The following is a 13,207-nucleotide window of genomic DNA, read 5'->3' as shown; positions in this document are numbered from 1 at the left end:
GTGGGCGCACCTGTCGCCCTGAGTGTCTTCCCGTGAAATAGCCGGCGGTCACGTTCAATAGTGGGGCCGCCGGCCGTTTCACCGGAGAACGCGCGGTGCGTCAGGCGATCGTGTCGATCACTCCGCCATCCACACGCAACGCCGCGCCGGTGGTCGCCGAAGCTTGCGGTGAGCAGACGTACACCACCATATTCGCAATCTCCTCGGTCGTGGCCGGCCGCTGGATCAGAGACGTGCTGCGATGCTCACGCACGAACTCGACGCCGACCTGTTCAACGGTCTTGCCTTGCGACTTCGCGGTTTCCTCGACCATTGCGCGAAAGCCCTCCGACAACGTCGGGCCGGGCAGCACGGCGTTGACGGTTACTCCGCTGCCCGCTGCCTGCTTCGCAATGCCGCGCGAGATGCTCAGTTGCGCGGTCTTGGAAAAGCCGTACGCAAGCATATCGGGCGGAATGTTCAAACCCGATTCCGACGAGATGAACACGACGCGTCCCCACTTGCGCTCCATCATCCCGCCCAGGTAACTACGCGTAAGCCTCACGCCTGACATGACATTGACCTGGAAGTATCGCTCCCAGTCCTCGTCTTCGGTCGTGAACAGATCGCCGGCGCCGAACACGCCGAGGTTGTTCACGAGAATGTCCGCGCGAGGGACTTCGTTCAGGAGCGCGGCGCAGCCTGCTGCACTGCCCAGGTCGCCGGCAAAGCCGCGCAGTTTCGCCTGCGGTGTTTTCTCACGTATGGCGCTGATCGCGCGGTCTACCGCTTCGGGCGTGCGGCCATTGACGACAGTTTCCGCGCCCGCCCGTGCGAGTCCGGTTGCGATCGCGAAGCCGATCCCGGCCGTGGACGCGCTGACAACGGCAAGTTTGCCGGTTAGATCGATGATCATGCGTGTGCTCCTGGTAAAGGCGTCGCGCGCTCGGCCCATTGCGTGTGCAAAAGCAGGGCGACGCGAGGTGAATGTTTCTAGGCGTTGATCTGCCGACGCAAACTCTCGCCGGCCAACGGCATGTCGCGCAGCCGCTTGCCGGTCGCATCGAATAGTGCATTGGCGATCGCGCCCGCAGTCGGGCCCATCGATGCTTCCGCGGCGCCCAGAAACGGCGTGCCCGGCCGATCGATCAAATGCACGTTGACGGCGCGCGGCGCCGCCGAGTACCGCAGAATAGGATAGCTGCTCCAGTCGAAACTGCGGATTCTCGATGTATCGAACTGTAGCTCCTCGGAGAGCGTCCAGCTTGCCGATTGAATGACGCCGCCTTCGATCTGGTTGCGTATGCCATCCGGATTCACGATCTGGCCTGAGTCCACCGCCACCTCCGCATGTTCGAGCCTGACCTGCCCGGTCTCGGGCACGACCGACACCTCGACGGCGATGGCGACATACGCCATCAGATTTTTATACTTCCCGAACGCGAAGCCCACGCCGTGATTACGCTTGCGCGGCGCTCCGGGCCAGCCGAATCGACGCGCGGCCAGCTCGATCACGTCGCGGGCGCGCGGATCCTGCATATGCTTGAGCCGGAACGCGACCGGATCGGCGCCGGCGGCCGCGGCGAGTTCGTCCATGATAGCTTCGATCGAGAAGACATTCATGTGCGCGCCCAGCGAACGCATGGCCGACGTGTTGAGCGGCATCGTCGGCGAGAAGTTGTTCATGACGCGCATGTTCGGGAATGCGTAGAGCGGAATCGCGTTGCGGTCGCCGCCGCCTTCCGGTTGCACCATAGGCACCGACGGCGCCGGCGCGAACGGCTTTTCCAGCATCTGCGCGGGAATGAGCCGCCCCGCGTTGACGATACGTTCATTGTGGGAACTGCTCCACAGCGAATAGTTCCAGTCGACGATAGTGCCGCCCGCATCGAGCGACGCGCTGACCTCCGTGACCATTGCAGGCGTGAAGTGATCCCACGTGTGTTCCTGCTCGCGCATCCATTGCACGCGCACGGGTGCGCCGTCCATCTCGCGTGCGATCAGTGCCGCATGTGCGGCCACGTCGTCGGCGCCGTTATGGCCGTAGCAGCCCGACCCCTCGACATGAACGCAGCGAATCTTCTCCTTTGGCATCGACAGCATTTCAGCGAGCCCGTCGCGTAGCGGATATACGCCTTGCGAATGCGTCCAGACCGTCATGGCGCCGTTCTTGTAGAGCGCCACCGCGCAGGACGGTCCAATCGAGCCATGCATCATGTAGCGCTTGCTGTACTTCGCGCTCAATGTTTTCACCGGAGTGCCGGCCGGCACATGAACGTTGGCGATCTCGATGTGTTCGGTTGATATCTGCTTCAGGTCGCGGTGCACCGTGGACGGATCGGGCAAGCTGCGTCCGGCAGTCCATTTGCAGCCCGCCGACAGCGCTCGCTGCGCTTGCACGGCCTGCCATTCACCTCGCGCAACCACCGCGAGCAGGCTGCCGTTGCGAACCACCTTGACCACCCCCGGCATCTTCAGAATCCCGGGCGCGTTGGTCTCCAGTAGTTTCGCCTCGTAGACGGGCGGCATGACGACGCGCGCGTGCAGCATGCCGGGCATCGTCATGTCCTGGACATAGCTCGGGAGGCCGGTGACCTTCGCGGGAATATCCAGCCGTGGCAGCGAGGTGCCGATCATGTCGAACTTCGCCGGGTCCTTCAACGGTGAATCCGGCGTGGCCACGCGATGCAAATTGACGAGACGGACCGCTTCACCGTACGTCATGGAGCGGCCATCCGGTGCCTTGATCACTGCGTTGCGCGCAACCAGTTCGCCGCTGCTCACCCCGAAATGCGTAGCTGCCGCGTCGACCAGCAGGCCGCGCACCTGGGCCGCGGCGTTCAACAGCGCGCTGCCGCTGTCGGCAATCGTGTGGCTACCGGCGGTAAGACCTTCGTCCGGCGATGCGCCGGTATTGGCCGTCAGAAACGTGATCAGCGAAGGTGCCATGTCCAGTTCTTCCGCCGCGACCTGCAACAACGCGGTGCGCACGCCGGTGCCGAGTTCGACCTTGCCGGTATGGACGGTCACCTTGCCCGCGGCGTCGATCCTGATCCAGGCGTCGAGATACGGATTGGTCTTCAGGCTGCCTGCCAGCGCTTGAGTTGCCTTGCCGATATGCACGACGGCGCCTTCGTCGGCAATCACTTCCTGCGCCATTGCCTTGACGCCCGGCAACATGCTGAAGCTCACCATCAGTGCGCCGGACATCATGAAGCGGCGGCGCGTTTCATCGATCTTTTCGTCGTTGCCGCTCATTGCGCGCCTCCGCGGCTTGACGTGTGTAACGGTTCGTTCGTGAGCGTGTCGCCAGCGGGCAGATGCGCGACCTCGCGAATCGCGGCGAGAATTCGCAGATGCGTGCCGCAACGGCAAAGGTTGGGCTCCATGTGTTCCAGCATTTCGCGCTCCGTCGGCCGTGGGTTGCGATCGAGCAGAGCCTGCGCGCGCATGATCGTGCCGGCGATGCAGTAGCCGCACTGCGCCGCCTGGTGATCGATGAACGACTTCTGCAACGCTCCGGGGCGCTCGACGGTGCCGAGGCTCTCGATGGTGCGAACCGGCCGTGCGCCGATCGACGAGACCGGAATCAGGCACGAAAACACGGCCTGATCGCCCACGATAACCGTGCAGGCTCCGCATTGCCCGAGGCCGCAGCCGAATTTCGCGCCATGCAGATGCAGGTCGTTACGCAGCGCATACAGCAACGGCGTGGACGGATCGATATCGAGCGAGTGCTGCACGCCGTTGATGTTAAGGGTGATCATCGCGCGTCGTTCTCCTTTCTAACTTTGGCTACCGACTCTTCGACGTCGTCCCACGGGCCGCGCTGCGAGTAGGTCGCGCGAATGTATGACGCCAGGTCGGCGATCTGCCTGTTGTTGTAAACCTGGGCGAAGGCGGGCATGTAGTTGAGTGCATCTTCGCCATGCCAGTCGATGCCCCCAAGGATCATCTGAATCGCGTTGCGCGGCGTCGAGGCATTGACGGCCGTGCTAAGCGCGAGAGTCGGGCGCTCTCCGATGGATTGCATCGGCGCTTGGGGGCCATGGCATTGCGCGCACGACGCGGCGAACAGCACGGCGCCGCTTTGCGCTTGGGCCGACGGCGACGTGCTGGCCACAGGGCTCGCATCCGTCGGTCGCGGCTTCTGGATCGACAGGATGTAGGTGGCGATGGCCTGCACATCCTGCTCCGGCACGGTGGCCAGATCGCGTGTGACGGGCAGCATCGGCCCGGCTGCCGCGCCATGCTCGCTGGCTCGGCCGGTGCGCAGGTACGTTACGAGTTGCGCCTGCGTCCAGGGCTTGGGCGCAGCGCTGAGAGCATTGAGCGCGGGGGCTTCCCGTCCGTCCACGATCCCGCCGTCGAACGCATGGCCCGACTTTTCTCCGCCAATCGGATTGAGCGGGGAGTGGCACGACGCGCAGTGACCCAGGCCATCGACAAGGAGCTTGCCGCGGTTCCACTGAACATCTTTAGATGCGTCCGCCGCTTCGGGGCCGGGCCGCAGGAACAACATGTTCCAGAAAGCGAGCAAAGGCCTGAAGTTCAGCGGGAAGATCAGCTCGTTGGCGGGCGCGGTGGCCTTCACCGGCTCGCGCGTCATCAGATACGCGTAGGCGGCCGAAATGTCCCCGTCCGACATGCGGGTAAAGTGAATATAAGGAAACGCGGGATAGAGCAGGTGCCCGTCACGGGCGACGCCGTGGCGCACCGCGCGTGTGAACGCTTCCAGAGACCAGTTGCCGATACCCGTTTCGACGTCGGGCGTGATGTTCGTTGCGTAGATGGTGCCGAAGGGAGTTGCCAGTGGCAGGCCGCCTGCGAACGGCTGGCCGCCCTTGGCCGTGTGGCAGACAATGCAATCGCCTAGCGCCACCACGCGCGCGCCGGCGAGCTTCGTCTGCGCGTCGAACGATGTAACCGGCGGCGCGCCGATGGGCGCGATGGCCGGCTTCCACATCAAGGCCACGGCGACAGCCAGCACGGCCACGACGGCCACGCCGGTTCCCCACAGCAATCTGGGTCCTGGAGTCATTCACACGCCCTTTTCAGATGGATTGATTGCGAACTTCGCATGCCTTAGCGAATGCATTAGCGAATGCCTGCGCGCGGGCAGCGCCCACGATGCCGCTGCGCTGTCATCCCTGCGTCGCCATGGGGCGCCCGCTGTGGCCGGCGCCGCTCCCAAATGGATAGTCGATATAGCCGGCCTCGTCGCCGCCATACCAGCCGGCCGATCTGGGTGCATCGAGCGGTGCTGCCGTTGCAATCCGCGCGACGAGGTCCGGGTTGGCAATGTAGGCGCGGCCGAACGCGACCAGATCGGCGTCGCCGGCGCGGATCAACGCGTCGGCCCGGTCGATGGCAATGCCGCCGTTGACCATCAACGTGCCGTCGAAAACCTTGCGGGTGCGTTCGATAATGCGCGGCAAATCCGGTGCGCCGCTCCAGCCGTTCGTGTCAGCCGCATGCACATACGCGACACCGAACTCGCTGAGCATCGCGCCGACGTAGTCGTAGGTGCCGTCGGGGTCGGTGTCGCGAACGTTGTTGTAATGCGCGTACGGCGAGATGCGTACGCCGACCTTGGCGAGTGGAACCGCCGCGCCGATTTCCGTCAGCACGTCGCGCAGGAAATTCGCCCGTTTTGCAATCGACCCGCCGTACCGGTCGTCGCGGGTGTTCGTTGTGGACGAGAGGAATTGATGCGGCAAATAACCATTCGCAGCATGTACTTCCACACCGTCGAACCCTGCGGCGATCGCGTTGACCGCGCCTTGCCTGAACGCATCGATCGTGAGCCTGACTTCCTGCAGCGACATCGCGCGTGACGGTGTTGCGTGAATGCGCGTGTAGTGGCCATTCTGCAATTGCGCCCACACCTGCAAGTGTTCGAGGTCGTCATTCACGCCGGAGGGCGACAGCGGCACGTCGCCGCCAAGCAGCGCGAATGAACTGACGCGTCCGCTGTGCCAGAGTTGCATGAAGATGCGGCCGCCGGCAGCGTGCACGCGGCTCGTGACGATGCGCCAGCCGTCGATCTGCTCAGCGGTCATGATGCCCGGCGTGAGTTCGAATGCAGCCGATGCGGGACTGACATTTGTCGCCTCGGTAATGATCAGTCCGGCCGACGCGCGCTGAGCATAGTATTGCGCCATCATTTCGGTGGGCAGCCCGCGCACGGGAGCGCGCGAACGCGTCATGGGCGCCATGACCACGCGATTGGGCAGGCTCAGGCCAGTCAGGTCGTAGCTGTTCAGCAGGGACGAAAGGGAAGACATGTTTATTCCTTTGCAATCGGGCGTTGCTCAGACTCAGACGCGGCACTTCACGCAGTAGCGTATTCGCAGCGCCACGCTTATTCCTGAAACCACGCTGAAATTTTGTTAAGCCGGTCGGCATGTCCGCTCGACTCGCCGGCAACCCGCATCTCTGCAATCGGCTTATGCGTTGCGTGCGGCGTGCGGCCGGCCGATCACCAGGTAATGAATCAATGCGACGACGGGGAAGGCCGTCGCCACTGTCGCGACGAGCGGCCAGCCGCCGTGCTGATACAGCGGGCTCGCGAGCGCGGAACCAGAAGCGCCGCCTACGAAGATGCTCGTCATATACAGCGCGTTCAGACGGTTCCTGCTCGCTGCGTGTAACGCGTAGATCTCGCGTTGACCCAACACCATGTTCATCTGCACGGCGAAGTCGAGAATGATTCCGGTCGCGACGAGGCCGAACACGCCCCACGCCGGATGGATCAGGGCCGGCGTATAGGCAAGCGCGCCCACCACCAGTGCGATCAACGTGGCGCGGACCGTGTGCCCGGCGTCGGCAAGGCGTCCCGCGACCGGCGCTGACGTCGCGCCGATTGCGCCGACCAGCGCGAAGATGCCGATTGCCATTTGCGACAGCCCGAAGTGCCGCGTCAACTCGACAGGAATTGCCGTCCAGAACAGGCTGAACGAAGCAAACATCAGCCCTTGATACAACGAACGGTGACGCAGAACCGGCATGGTGCGCAGCAGATGCCCAAGCGAGCCGATTAACTCGAAGTAGGTGGCCTTATGCTCCGGCTGGCGGCGCGGAATGGTCAGTGCGAGCACGCTTGTCACAACTGCCATCAGGATCGCGGCGGAGCCGAACACTGCGCGCCAGCCGAAGTGACCGGCGATTACGCTGGAGATCGGACGGGACAGCAGGATGCCGAGCAGCAAGCCGCTCATGATCGTGCCGACTACCTTGCCGCGCGATTCGTCCGGTGCGAGATGCGCGGCAAGCGGAATGAGGATCTGCACGGCGACAGAACTGAAGCCGACCAGCAGCGAGATACCGAGGAACCAGCCCGGCTGATGAGCGAACGCCGCAGCACCGAGACTCGCAATGGACACGAGCGCGGTCGCAATCATCAGCTTGCGGTTCTCGAGCAGATCGCCGAGCGGCACGAGAAAGAACAGGCCGAGGGCATAGCCGATCTGGGTCAGCGACACGATCAGGCTCGCCGTATTGGAGGACATGTGAATGTCCGGGGCGATCAGTTCGGTGATTGGCTGCGCGTAATAAAGGTTGGCGACGATCGCGCCGCAGCAGAATGCAAACAGCGCGATCAGCGTTTGCGTTAGTTTGACGGTACTCGTGCCGGGGGTCGCAACAGATGCCTCGGTTGACATGACAACTCCTTGGATTGGGGGAAACAGGGTACGGAAAGGCGAAAATCAGCGCGCGATGTTCATCAGCCGGTTGCCGAGCGATATGCCCAGCTCGGTCATGCGCCCGCCGCGCTGTAACTGCTGGCTCTCCCAACGCTTGAGCGCCGAATCGATCGACTCGCCGCTTTGCTGTGCCGAGAGCAGCGCGAGCGCCAGCGCGTGCGCATTGGAAGCTGCCTTCGCGGTGCTGCCCGCGGTATGCGGACGCGGCACCGAAGCGGCGTCGCCGAGCAGCACGGCGCGGCCGAAGACCATCTGCGGGGCGCGCAGATCGACGATAGGCTGCATGAACGGCTTTTCGGTCGCATCGACAAGCGCGCGGAATGTCGGCCCCATCATGAGCCTCGCGTCGTCGCGCAACTGGGCGATGTCGGCACTTTTGGTCGAGCCCGGCGGCAACGAGAACGGCCGCGCCACGCCTTGACGGTCGATGAGCAACGCGTCTAGTTGCGCGCGGCTGTATTTGCGGTACCAGACCCAGTTCCAACGACGCTCTCCGACCACCGTCGAGTCATCGTCGCCCGGTATCAGGTAGGACAGCGCCGAATGGCCGTCGCCATGCTGAAACGAAAAGCGCTCACGCAGGGTGTCGGCGGCGTGAATCGGCAGATCGCGTTCTTCGACGAGTCCGCGCCAGGCGACATAACCGGCGTAGGCCGGCACCACTTCAGGCAGCAGGCGGCTTCTGAGCGTGGAGCGGATACCGTCCGCGCCGATCAGCAAATCCGCCACTTCTTGCCGGCCGCTTTCGAACAGCGCGATTGTTTGCTGGCCCTGCGCGCGATAGTTGATGAAGGTTTCGCCCGCATGCAGATGTTGAGCCGGCAGTGCGTTCTTCATTGCGCGATACAGCAGACTCCACGAAGTCTGCATCTGCGGCATGTACAGTTTCTCGACAATGTCGTCATGCCGGTCGAGATAAATGCGCTCGCCCGAAGCGACGCCCGGCGGGTCGGGCAGTGCCACGCCGGCAAAGTGGAGCGCCTCGAGTACGTCTGGCTGCAGCACGACGCCGCCGCCGCCGCGGCTCTCGAGTTCATTGGGCGAAGTCTCGAACACGTCGACATGCCAGCCTGCCGCGCGTAAGGTCGCCGCCGCAACCAGGCCACCGAGCGAACCGCCTATGATCACGGCGCGAAATCCTGAAAAGGAAGTCATGCTGCGCTCCTCAGCGCTGCGGATCGCAGCGCATGCATGAAGACGACAGCTGGCTGTGCGCCGCTAACTGTTTCGCCCTCGATCACGGTGGTCGGCACTGCCTGTATGCCGAGTTTGTCTGCCCGCGCCCGGGCAGCATCGACCTGCTCTTCGCCTGCGTTCGACAGCAGATACGCGCGCACCGCCTGCTCGTCGAAGGCATGCGCGGCGGCTACTGCAGCAAGTGTGTCGAGCGAACCGATGTCGCGTCCTTCGGAAAAATAGGCGCCGTATATGGCTTCGTAGAGCGCCGCTGCGGTGTGCGGTTCGTCGCGTTCCTGGGCGAACTGCATCAGGCGATGCGCAAGACGCGTGTTCGGTGTGAGCAACACCCGGCTGTAATCGAAGCGCGCGCCGGCTGCAAGTCCGGCGGCCGCAACCTGCGCGTCCATTGCCTGCGAGTGCGCCCAGCTACCGAACTTCTTGCTGCGATAGGCCCGCCGGTCCATTCCTGCGACCGGCATCGACGGATTCAACTCGAACGGCACATAGCCGATCGAAACCGCGTGAGCCAGGCCCGAATCCGCGAGCGCGGCGGCAAGGTTGCGTTGACCGATCCAGCACCACGGGCAAATGAAGTCGTAATTGACCTCGATATCGACGGTTTGCATGTTGCACCTCTCACCATGTGTAGCAATGCAGCATAGGCGTTGCGCGGCAGTCGCGGAATGGGCCTAAAATGCAATCCCGCGTTGCGCTGAGCGCAATGAAACGTCGACTGGGTCGTATATGGACAAACTCCTCGCTCTCACCACATTGCTCAAAGTCGCCGATGCGGGAGGCTTTTCGAAGGCCGCACAACGTCTCGGAGTGGCGACCTCGTCGGTCACGCGGCTGATGGATTCACTCGAAGCCTCTTTGGGCACTGCTTTGCTGACTCGCACGCCGCGCAAGGTGAGCCTGACCGACGCCGGCATTGCTTATGTCGAACAGGTCGGCAAGGTGCTCGACGATCTCGCCGAAGCGGACGAGAGCGTGTTCGACAGCGGCGCCTCGCCGGTAGGGGCGCTGCGCATCTCGGTGCCGTCCACCTATAGCCGGCTGCGGCTTGCCCCGCACCTCGCGGCGTTCCTGTCGGCTAATCCCAGGGTGTTTCTCGACGTCGTTGTTGCGGATCATTTCTCCGATCTCGCGCTTGACCGTATCGACGTCGCAATCCGCATCGGTCTGCCCGATCGCGACGCCAACCTGGTCGTGCGCAAACTGACGGACAACCCGCGTTATGTCGTGGCGAGCCATGACTACCTGGCCCGCTGCGGCACACCGCAAACTCCGCACGCGCTCGACTCCCATGAGTGCCTTCGCATTGCATACGGCGGTGGCTATCGTTCGCGGCAGGTGTGGACCTTTCGGCGCGAGTCGGCTGAAGGGCGCGTCGAAGAGCGTGTCGAGGTGCGAGGTCATCTGCTATCCAACAGCCTCGATATCCTGCACCAAGCCGTTCTCGCGGGACGGGGTGTTGCATTGCTGCCGGAATGGCTCGTCGGCGACGAGATTCGTGCGGGACGTTTGATGCGCCTCTTCGAGAACTTCGATGCAAGCCCTCATCAGGGCGACGCAATCGTCTACGCGGCGTACCTGCCGAATCGACGTCATTCGAGCAAGGTGCGTGCGCTCGTGCAGTTTCTCGAAGCCCGGCTCCAGATGGCGCTGGAAGGCTGAGCGGCAAAGCCCGGCGATTGCATCCGTTCGGACGAAGTCCCTGCAGAAGAATTCGAAATCTTCCAGGCCGAACGAAAGACCGACCGATACGGCAATAGACGGTACTTTCTCAAACGTTCCTTTACGAAGATTCAGTGCGTTTTCTACAGGCTGCATCAAGACCGCATCGGTAGAATTAGCCTCTATTTGCAAGCGGTGCCGCATGAGCCAGCAAAGCTCGACAGCCGGCACACACGCCGGCTTCTGAATCCTTGAACTCGAACCTCCCACATGCATCCACGATCTGAACCGCGCGCCATCGGGCATTCGTTGCGTTGGGCCGCAGTCGTGGTCCTGATCGGGGTAGCCGGCGGCGTGGCTGGGCTGGGACTCGCCGCGCTGTTGCATACGGTTCAGCATGTCGCCTATGGCTACAGCATCGAAACCATCTTCAGCAAGGAGAGCTTTCAACAAGGCGTGACAGCTGCGAGCCGCTCGCGGCGAGTGGAAATGCTCGCGCTCTGCGGGCTGGTCGCGGGTGTCGGCTGGTGGGCGGTCTATCGCTGGTGCAGACCGCTGGTCAGCATCGCGCGAGCGGTGAGCAGCGACGACCCGCGCGTGCCTGCCGTCGCAACCGTCTGCCACGCATTGCTGCAAATTGTCACCGTCGCGCTGGGCTCGCCGTTGGGGCGGGAAGTCGCGCCTCGCGAAATCGGCGCGATGCTGGCCGGCAGACTGGCGTCGTTCGCCAGACTCACGGTGGATGAATCCAGAATCATGGTCGCGTGTGGCGCTGGCGCGGGCCTTGCCGCGGTCTATAACGTGCCGCTTGCAGGTGCGGTGTACGTGCTGGAAGGATTGGTCTTCACTATCGGTTGGCGAGCGCTCGTGCCGGCGGTCGTCACCTCGGCGATTGCGGGGCTCATCGCGCGAGCCGGTCTCGGCGACTTCCCGCAATACGACGTGCCGCATTATGCGTGCACCGCTTCGTTGATCGTGTGGTCGGCGCTGGCTGGGCCGCTTATTGGCCTTGCGGCCTGGCAGTTCACGAGGCTCACCGTTTTGCTCGAAACTACCCGGGAATACGCGCTGCGCAAGCTCTACTGTTCAGGCGAAGCGGACGAGGCGTTGTCGCGGAAGGCGGAGTTTCTCGCGCAAACGGAAACCGTATCGGGATGCGGTTTGGGGATGGTCGCGCGACACAGCGTGACTGCGGTCGAAGCGGTCGTCTCCTGGTAACGGCATTGGAGTGGTGGCAGCTATGAGTTTTGTTTGCATCGTTGACGATGACGCCTCGATACGGAGCGGCGTCGGCAACCTTCTTAAATCCGTTGGGTACAGCACCTTGGCTTTCTCTTCGGGCGAGGAGTTTCTCGCGTCGCCCTTGATTGACGATGCACTCTGCGTGTTGCTGGACATCAGGATGCGCGGCATGCCCGGACTGGAAGTACAACGTCGATTGAACGCGGGCCACCGGTCGATTCCAGTGGTGTTCATGTCGGCGCACGGCGACGGGCAGACGGTCGAACGGGCCATGCGCAATGGTGCGGTGGGGTTTCTTCGAAAGCCCTTCGCTGAAGAGGTGCTGCTCGATTCGATCGAGCTTGCCATCGCCCGCAAGAATGACGAGGCTTGAACGCCGGCTCTGGCGACGACAATCCGAAGGCGCATCGCACGTCGAATGCCGGGAAAGATCCGGATGACTGGGTGACGGGCGAAGAACCGATGACGGGCGCTCAAGCCTCGTACCTCAAGACGCTGTGCGAAGAAGCAAAAGAGACGTTCGACGGCTCGCTGACCAAGGCGGAAGCGTCTCGACGGATCGACGAACTTCAGGACAAGACCGGGCGCAGGAAGTCCTGACCGGGCTTTTCTTTTTGCCATTCGTGTGTGGAGGGCGCCTGGCGTCGCGCAAGGCGAAGAAGCCGGGCACTGACCGGCATATTGACCAATGCGCCTGCCGTTCGCAGCTATTCCGGGAGCGTTAATTCCCATACGGTTCCCGGAGCAGGTTGCGAGCGGTGGTGAAGTTGCCCGCCGATGCTCGATAGTATGCGACGACTCGTACGCAGGCCGATGTGTTCAAGAGCGCCTGGAAGCAAGCCACGGCCATTATCGGCTACGCAGATTGTGTATCCACCGGACGGGTTTCGCGTCAAACTTATTTTCAGCTGGCCTGAAGAGGCCGTTGGCGAACGTCTGGCTCGACCACCGGCTTCGCATTGGCTAGCGCCTCACCGGCCGGATTCCAAGCTTGTACGGCCCCCGCAGAGCGGCCTATCACTTCTGCGCCCATGCCATATTGCCCCTTGACGACCAGCACATCGCCGTCTCCTTCGACTTCGAGCACCTTTGACATTGGCGCATTGCAGCCGAGGGCGGCGCATTTGGCCGCCTCGTCCAGGATGGTTGCGAGAGGGACATTGTCTTGCAATGCCTCTGTCATTCGCGCAAAGGCTCGCCAGTGGCGCAAAACGTCGGTGAGCGCGGCTGTCTCGCCGGGTGCGGGGCGAAGCTCGTCGATAGATGCCGCCAGCGTTGCTTTGCGTGCGTAATGCGCCATATGTGTGCCGTCGTCTGTTGAGCCCGATGATGCATCCTAGCACTTTGCCCGGTGGGCCCGGTTGCCGTTGTCATCAATGCGGCTCGACGCGACATGCAGGTCGTGCTGCGGTGCAAAGCCGAAC

14 protein-coding genes are annotated in these 13,207 nt (G+C 63.1%); 4 read left to right on the top strand and 10 right to left on the bottom strand.

Going from position 1 to position 13,207, the window contains the following annotated elements; translation table 11 throughout:
- Positions 1-100: 100 nt before the first annotated feature.
- The 8 genes from RW095_RS10270 to RW095_RS10235 all read right to left on the bottom strand — a co-directional run bounded on the left by RW095_RS10270 (position 101) and on the right by RW095_RS10235 (position 9,490).
- Complete coding sequence (locus RW095_RS10270; protein ID WP_317018872.1) at positions 101-895, bottom strand: SDR family NAD(P)-dependent oxidoreductase; 795 nt, start codon at positions 893-895, stop codon at positions 101-103.
- A gap of 77 nt (positions 896-972) precedes the next feature.
- Positions 973-3,237: a xanthine dehydrogenase family protein molybdopterin-binding subunit gene (locus tag RW095_RS10265; RefSeq protein WP_317018871.1), complete on the bottom strand. Its 2,265-nt coding sequence runs from the start codon at positions 3,235-3,237 to the stop codon at positions 973-975.
- A complete protein-coding gene (locus RW095_RS10260; RefSeq protein ID WP_317018870.1) occupies positions 3,234-3,746 on the bottom strand; it encodes a (2Fe-2S)-binding protein in 513 nt (170 codons plus the stop codon). Before RW095_RS10260 ends, RW095_RS10265 begins: the two co-directional genes overlap by 4 nt.
- Entirely contained in the window at positions 3,743-5,020 is a 1,278-nt protein-coding gene (locus RW095_RS10255) for a cytochrome c (RefSeq protein WP_317018869.1), read from the bottom strand. Before RW095_RS10255 ends, RW095_RS10260 begins: the two co-directional genes overlap by 4 nt.
- 103 nt (positions 5,021-5,123) lie before the next feature.
- The gene (locus RW095_RS10250) at positions 5,124-6,266 is read right to left on the bottom strand and encodes an alkene reductase (RefSeq protein ID WP_317018867.1); all 1,143 of its coding nucleotides are present in this window, start codon (positions 6,264-6,266) and stop codon (positions 5,124-5,126) included.
- A 162-nt stretch (positions 6,267-6,428) separates the two neighbouring features.
- A complete protein-coding gene (locus tag RW095_RS10245) occupies positions 6,429-7,643 on the bottom strand; it encodes an MFS transporter (protein WP_317018866.1) in 1,215 nt (404 codons plus the stop codon).
- A 45-nt stretch (positions 7,644-7,688) separates the two neighbouring features.
- Positions 7,689-8,840, bottom strand: a complete 1,152-nt coding sequence (locus RW095_RS10240; protein ID WP_317018864.1) for an FAD binding domain-containing protein — start codon at positions 8,838-8,840, stop codon at positions 7,689-7,691.
- On the bottom strand, positions 8,837-9,490 hold the full coding sequence (locus RW095_RS10235) for a DsbA family oxidoreductase (protein ID WP_317018863.1): 654 nt from the start codon (positions 9,488-9,490) through the stop codon (positions 8,837-8,839). The genes RW095_RS10240 and RW095_RS10235 overlap by 4 nt, the downstream gene beginning before the upstream one ends.
- 118 nt (positions 9,491-9,608) lie before the next feature.
- Here RW095_RS10235 and RW095_RS10230 point away from each other — a divergent pair, with 118 nt between their 5' ends.
- From RW095_RS10230 to RW095_RS10215, 4 genes are all read left to right on the top strand, one after another.
- Positions 9,609-10,541, top strand: a complete 933-nt coding sequence (locus tag RW095_RS10230) for a LysR family transcriptional regulator (RefSeq protein WP_317018861.1) — start codon at positions 9,609-9,611, stop codon at positions 10,539-10,541.
- Positions 10,542-10,811: 270 nt separating this feature from the next.
- Positions 10,812-11,759 carry a chloride channel protein gene (locus RW095_RS10225; RefSeq protein ID WP_317018860.1) on the top strand — a complete coding sequence of 316 codons (948 nt, stop codon included), beginning with the start codon at positions 10,812-10,814 and terminating at the stop codon, positions 11,757-11,759.
- Positions 11,760-11,781: 22 nt separating this feature from the next.
- Entirely contained in the window at positions 11,782-12,156 is a 375-nt protein-coding gene (locus RW095_RS10220) for a response regulator transcription factor (protein ID WP_317018858.1), read from the top strand.
- Entirely contained in the window at positions 12,153-12,383 is a 231-nt protein-coding gene (locus RW095_RS10215) for a DUF3072 domain-containing protein (RefSeq protein ID WP_317018856.1), read from the top strand. Before RW095_RS10220 ends, RW095_RS10215 begins: the two co-directional genes overlap by 4 nt.
- 107 nt (positions 12,384-12,490) lie before the next feature.
- On the opposite strand, the gene RW095_RS41415 is transcribed toward RW095_RS10215, so the two are convergent.
- Both RW095_RS41415 and RW095_RS10210 read right to left on the bottom strand, forming a co-directional pair.
- Positions 12,491-12,679 carry a hypothetical protein gene (locus tag RW095_RS41415; RefSeq protein WP_394365118.1) on the bottom strand — a complete coding sequence of 63 codons (189 nt, stop codon included), beginning with the start codon at positions 12,677-12,679 and terminating at the stop codon, positions 12,491-12,493.
- 8 nt (positions 12,680-12,687) lie between these two features.
- The gene (locus RW095_RS10210; protein WP_317018855.1) at positions 12,688-13,083 is read right to left on the bottom strand and encodes a hypothetical protein; all 396 of its coding nucleotides are present in this window, start codon (positions 13,081-13,083) and stop codon (positions 12,688-12,690) included.
- Positions 13,084-13,207 lie beyond the last annotated feature (124 nt).

Source organism: Paraburkholderia kirstenboschensis (assembly GCF_032806925.1).
Lineage (GTDB): Bacteria > Pseudomonadota > Gammaproteobacteria > Burkholderiales > Burkholderiaceae > Paraburkholderia > Paraburkholderia kirstenboschensis.
Note: the sequence above shows the minus strand (reverse complement) of the source record. Positions and strands in the feature narration are given on the sequence as shown.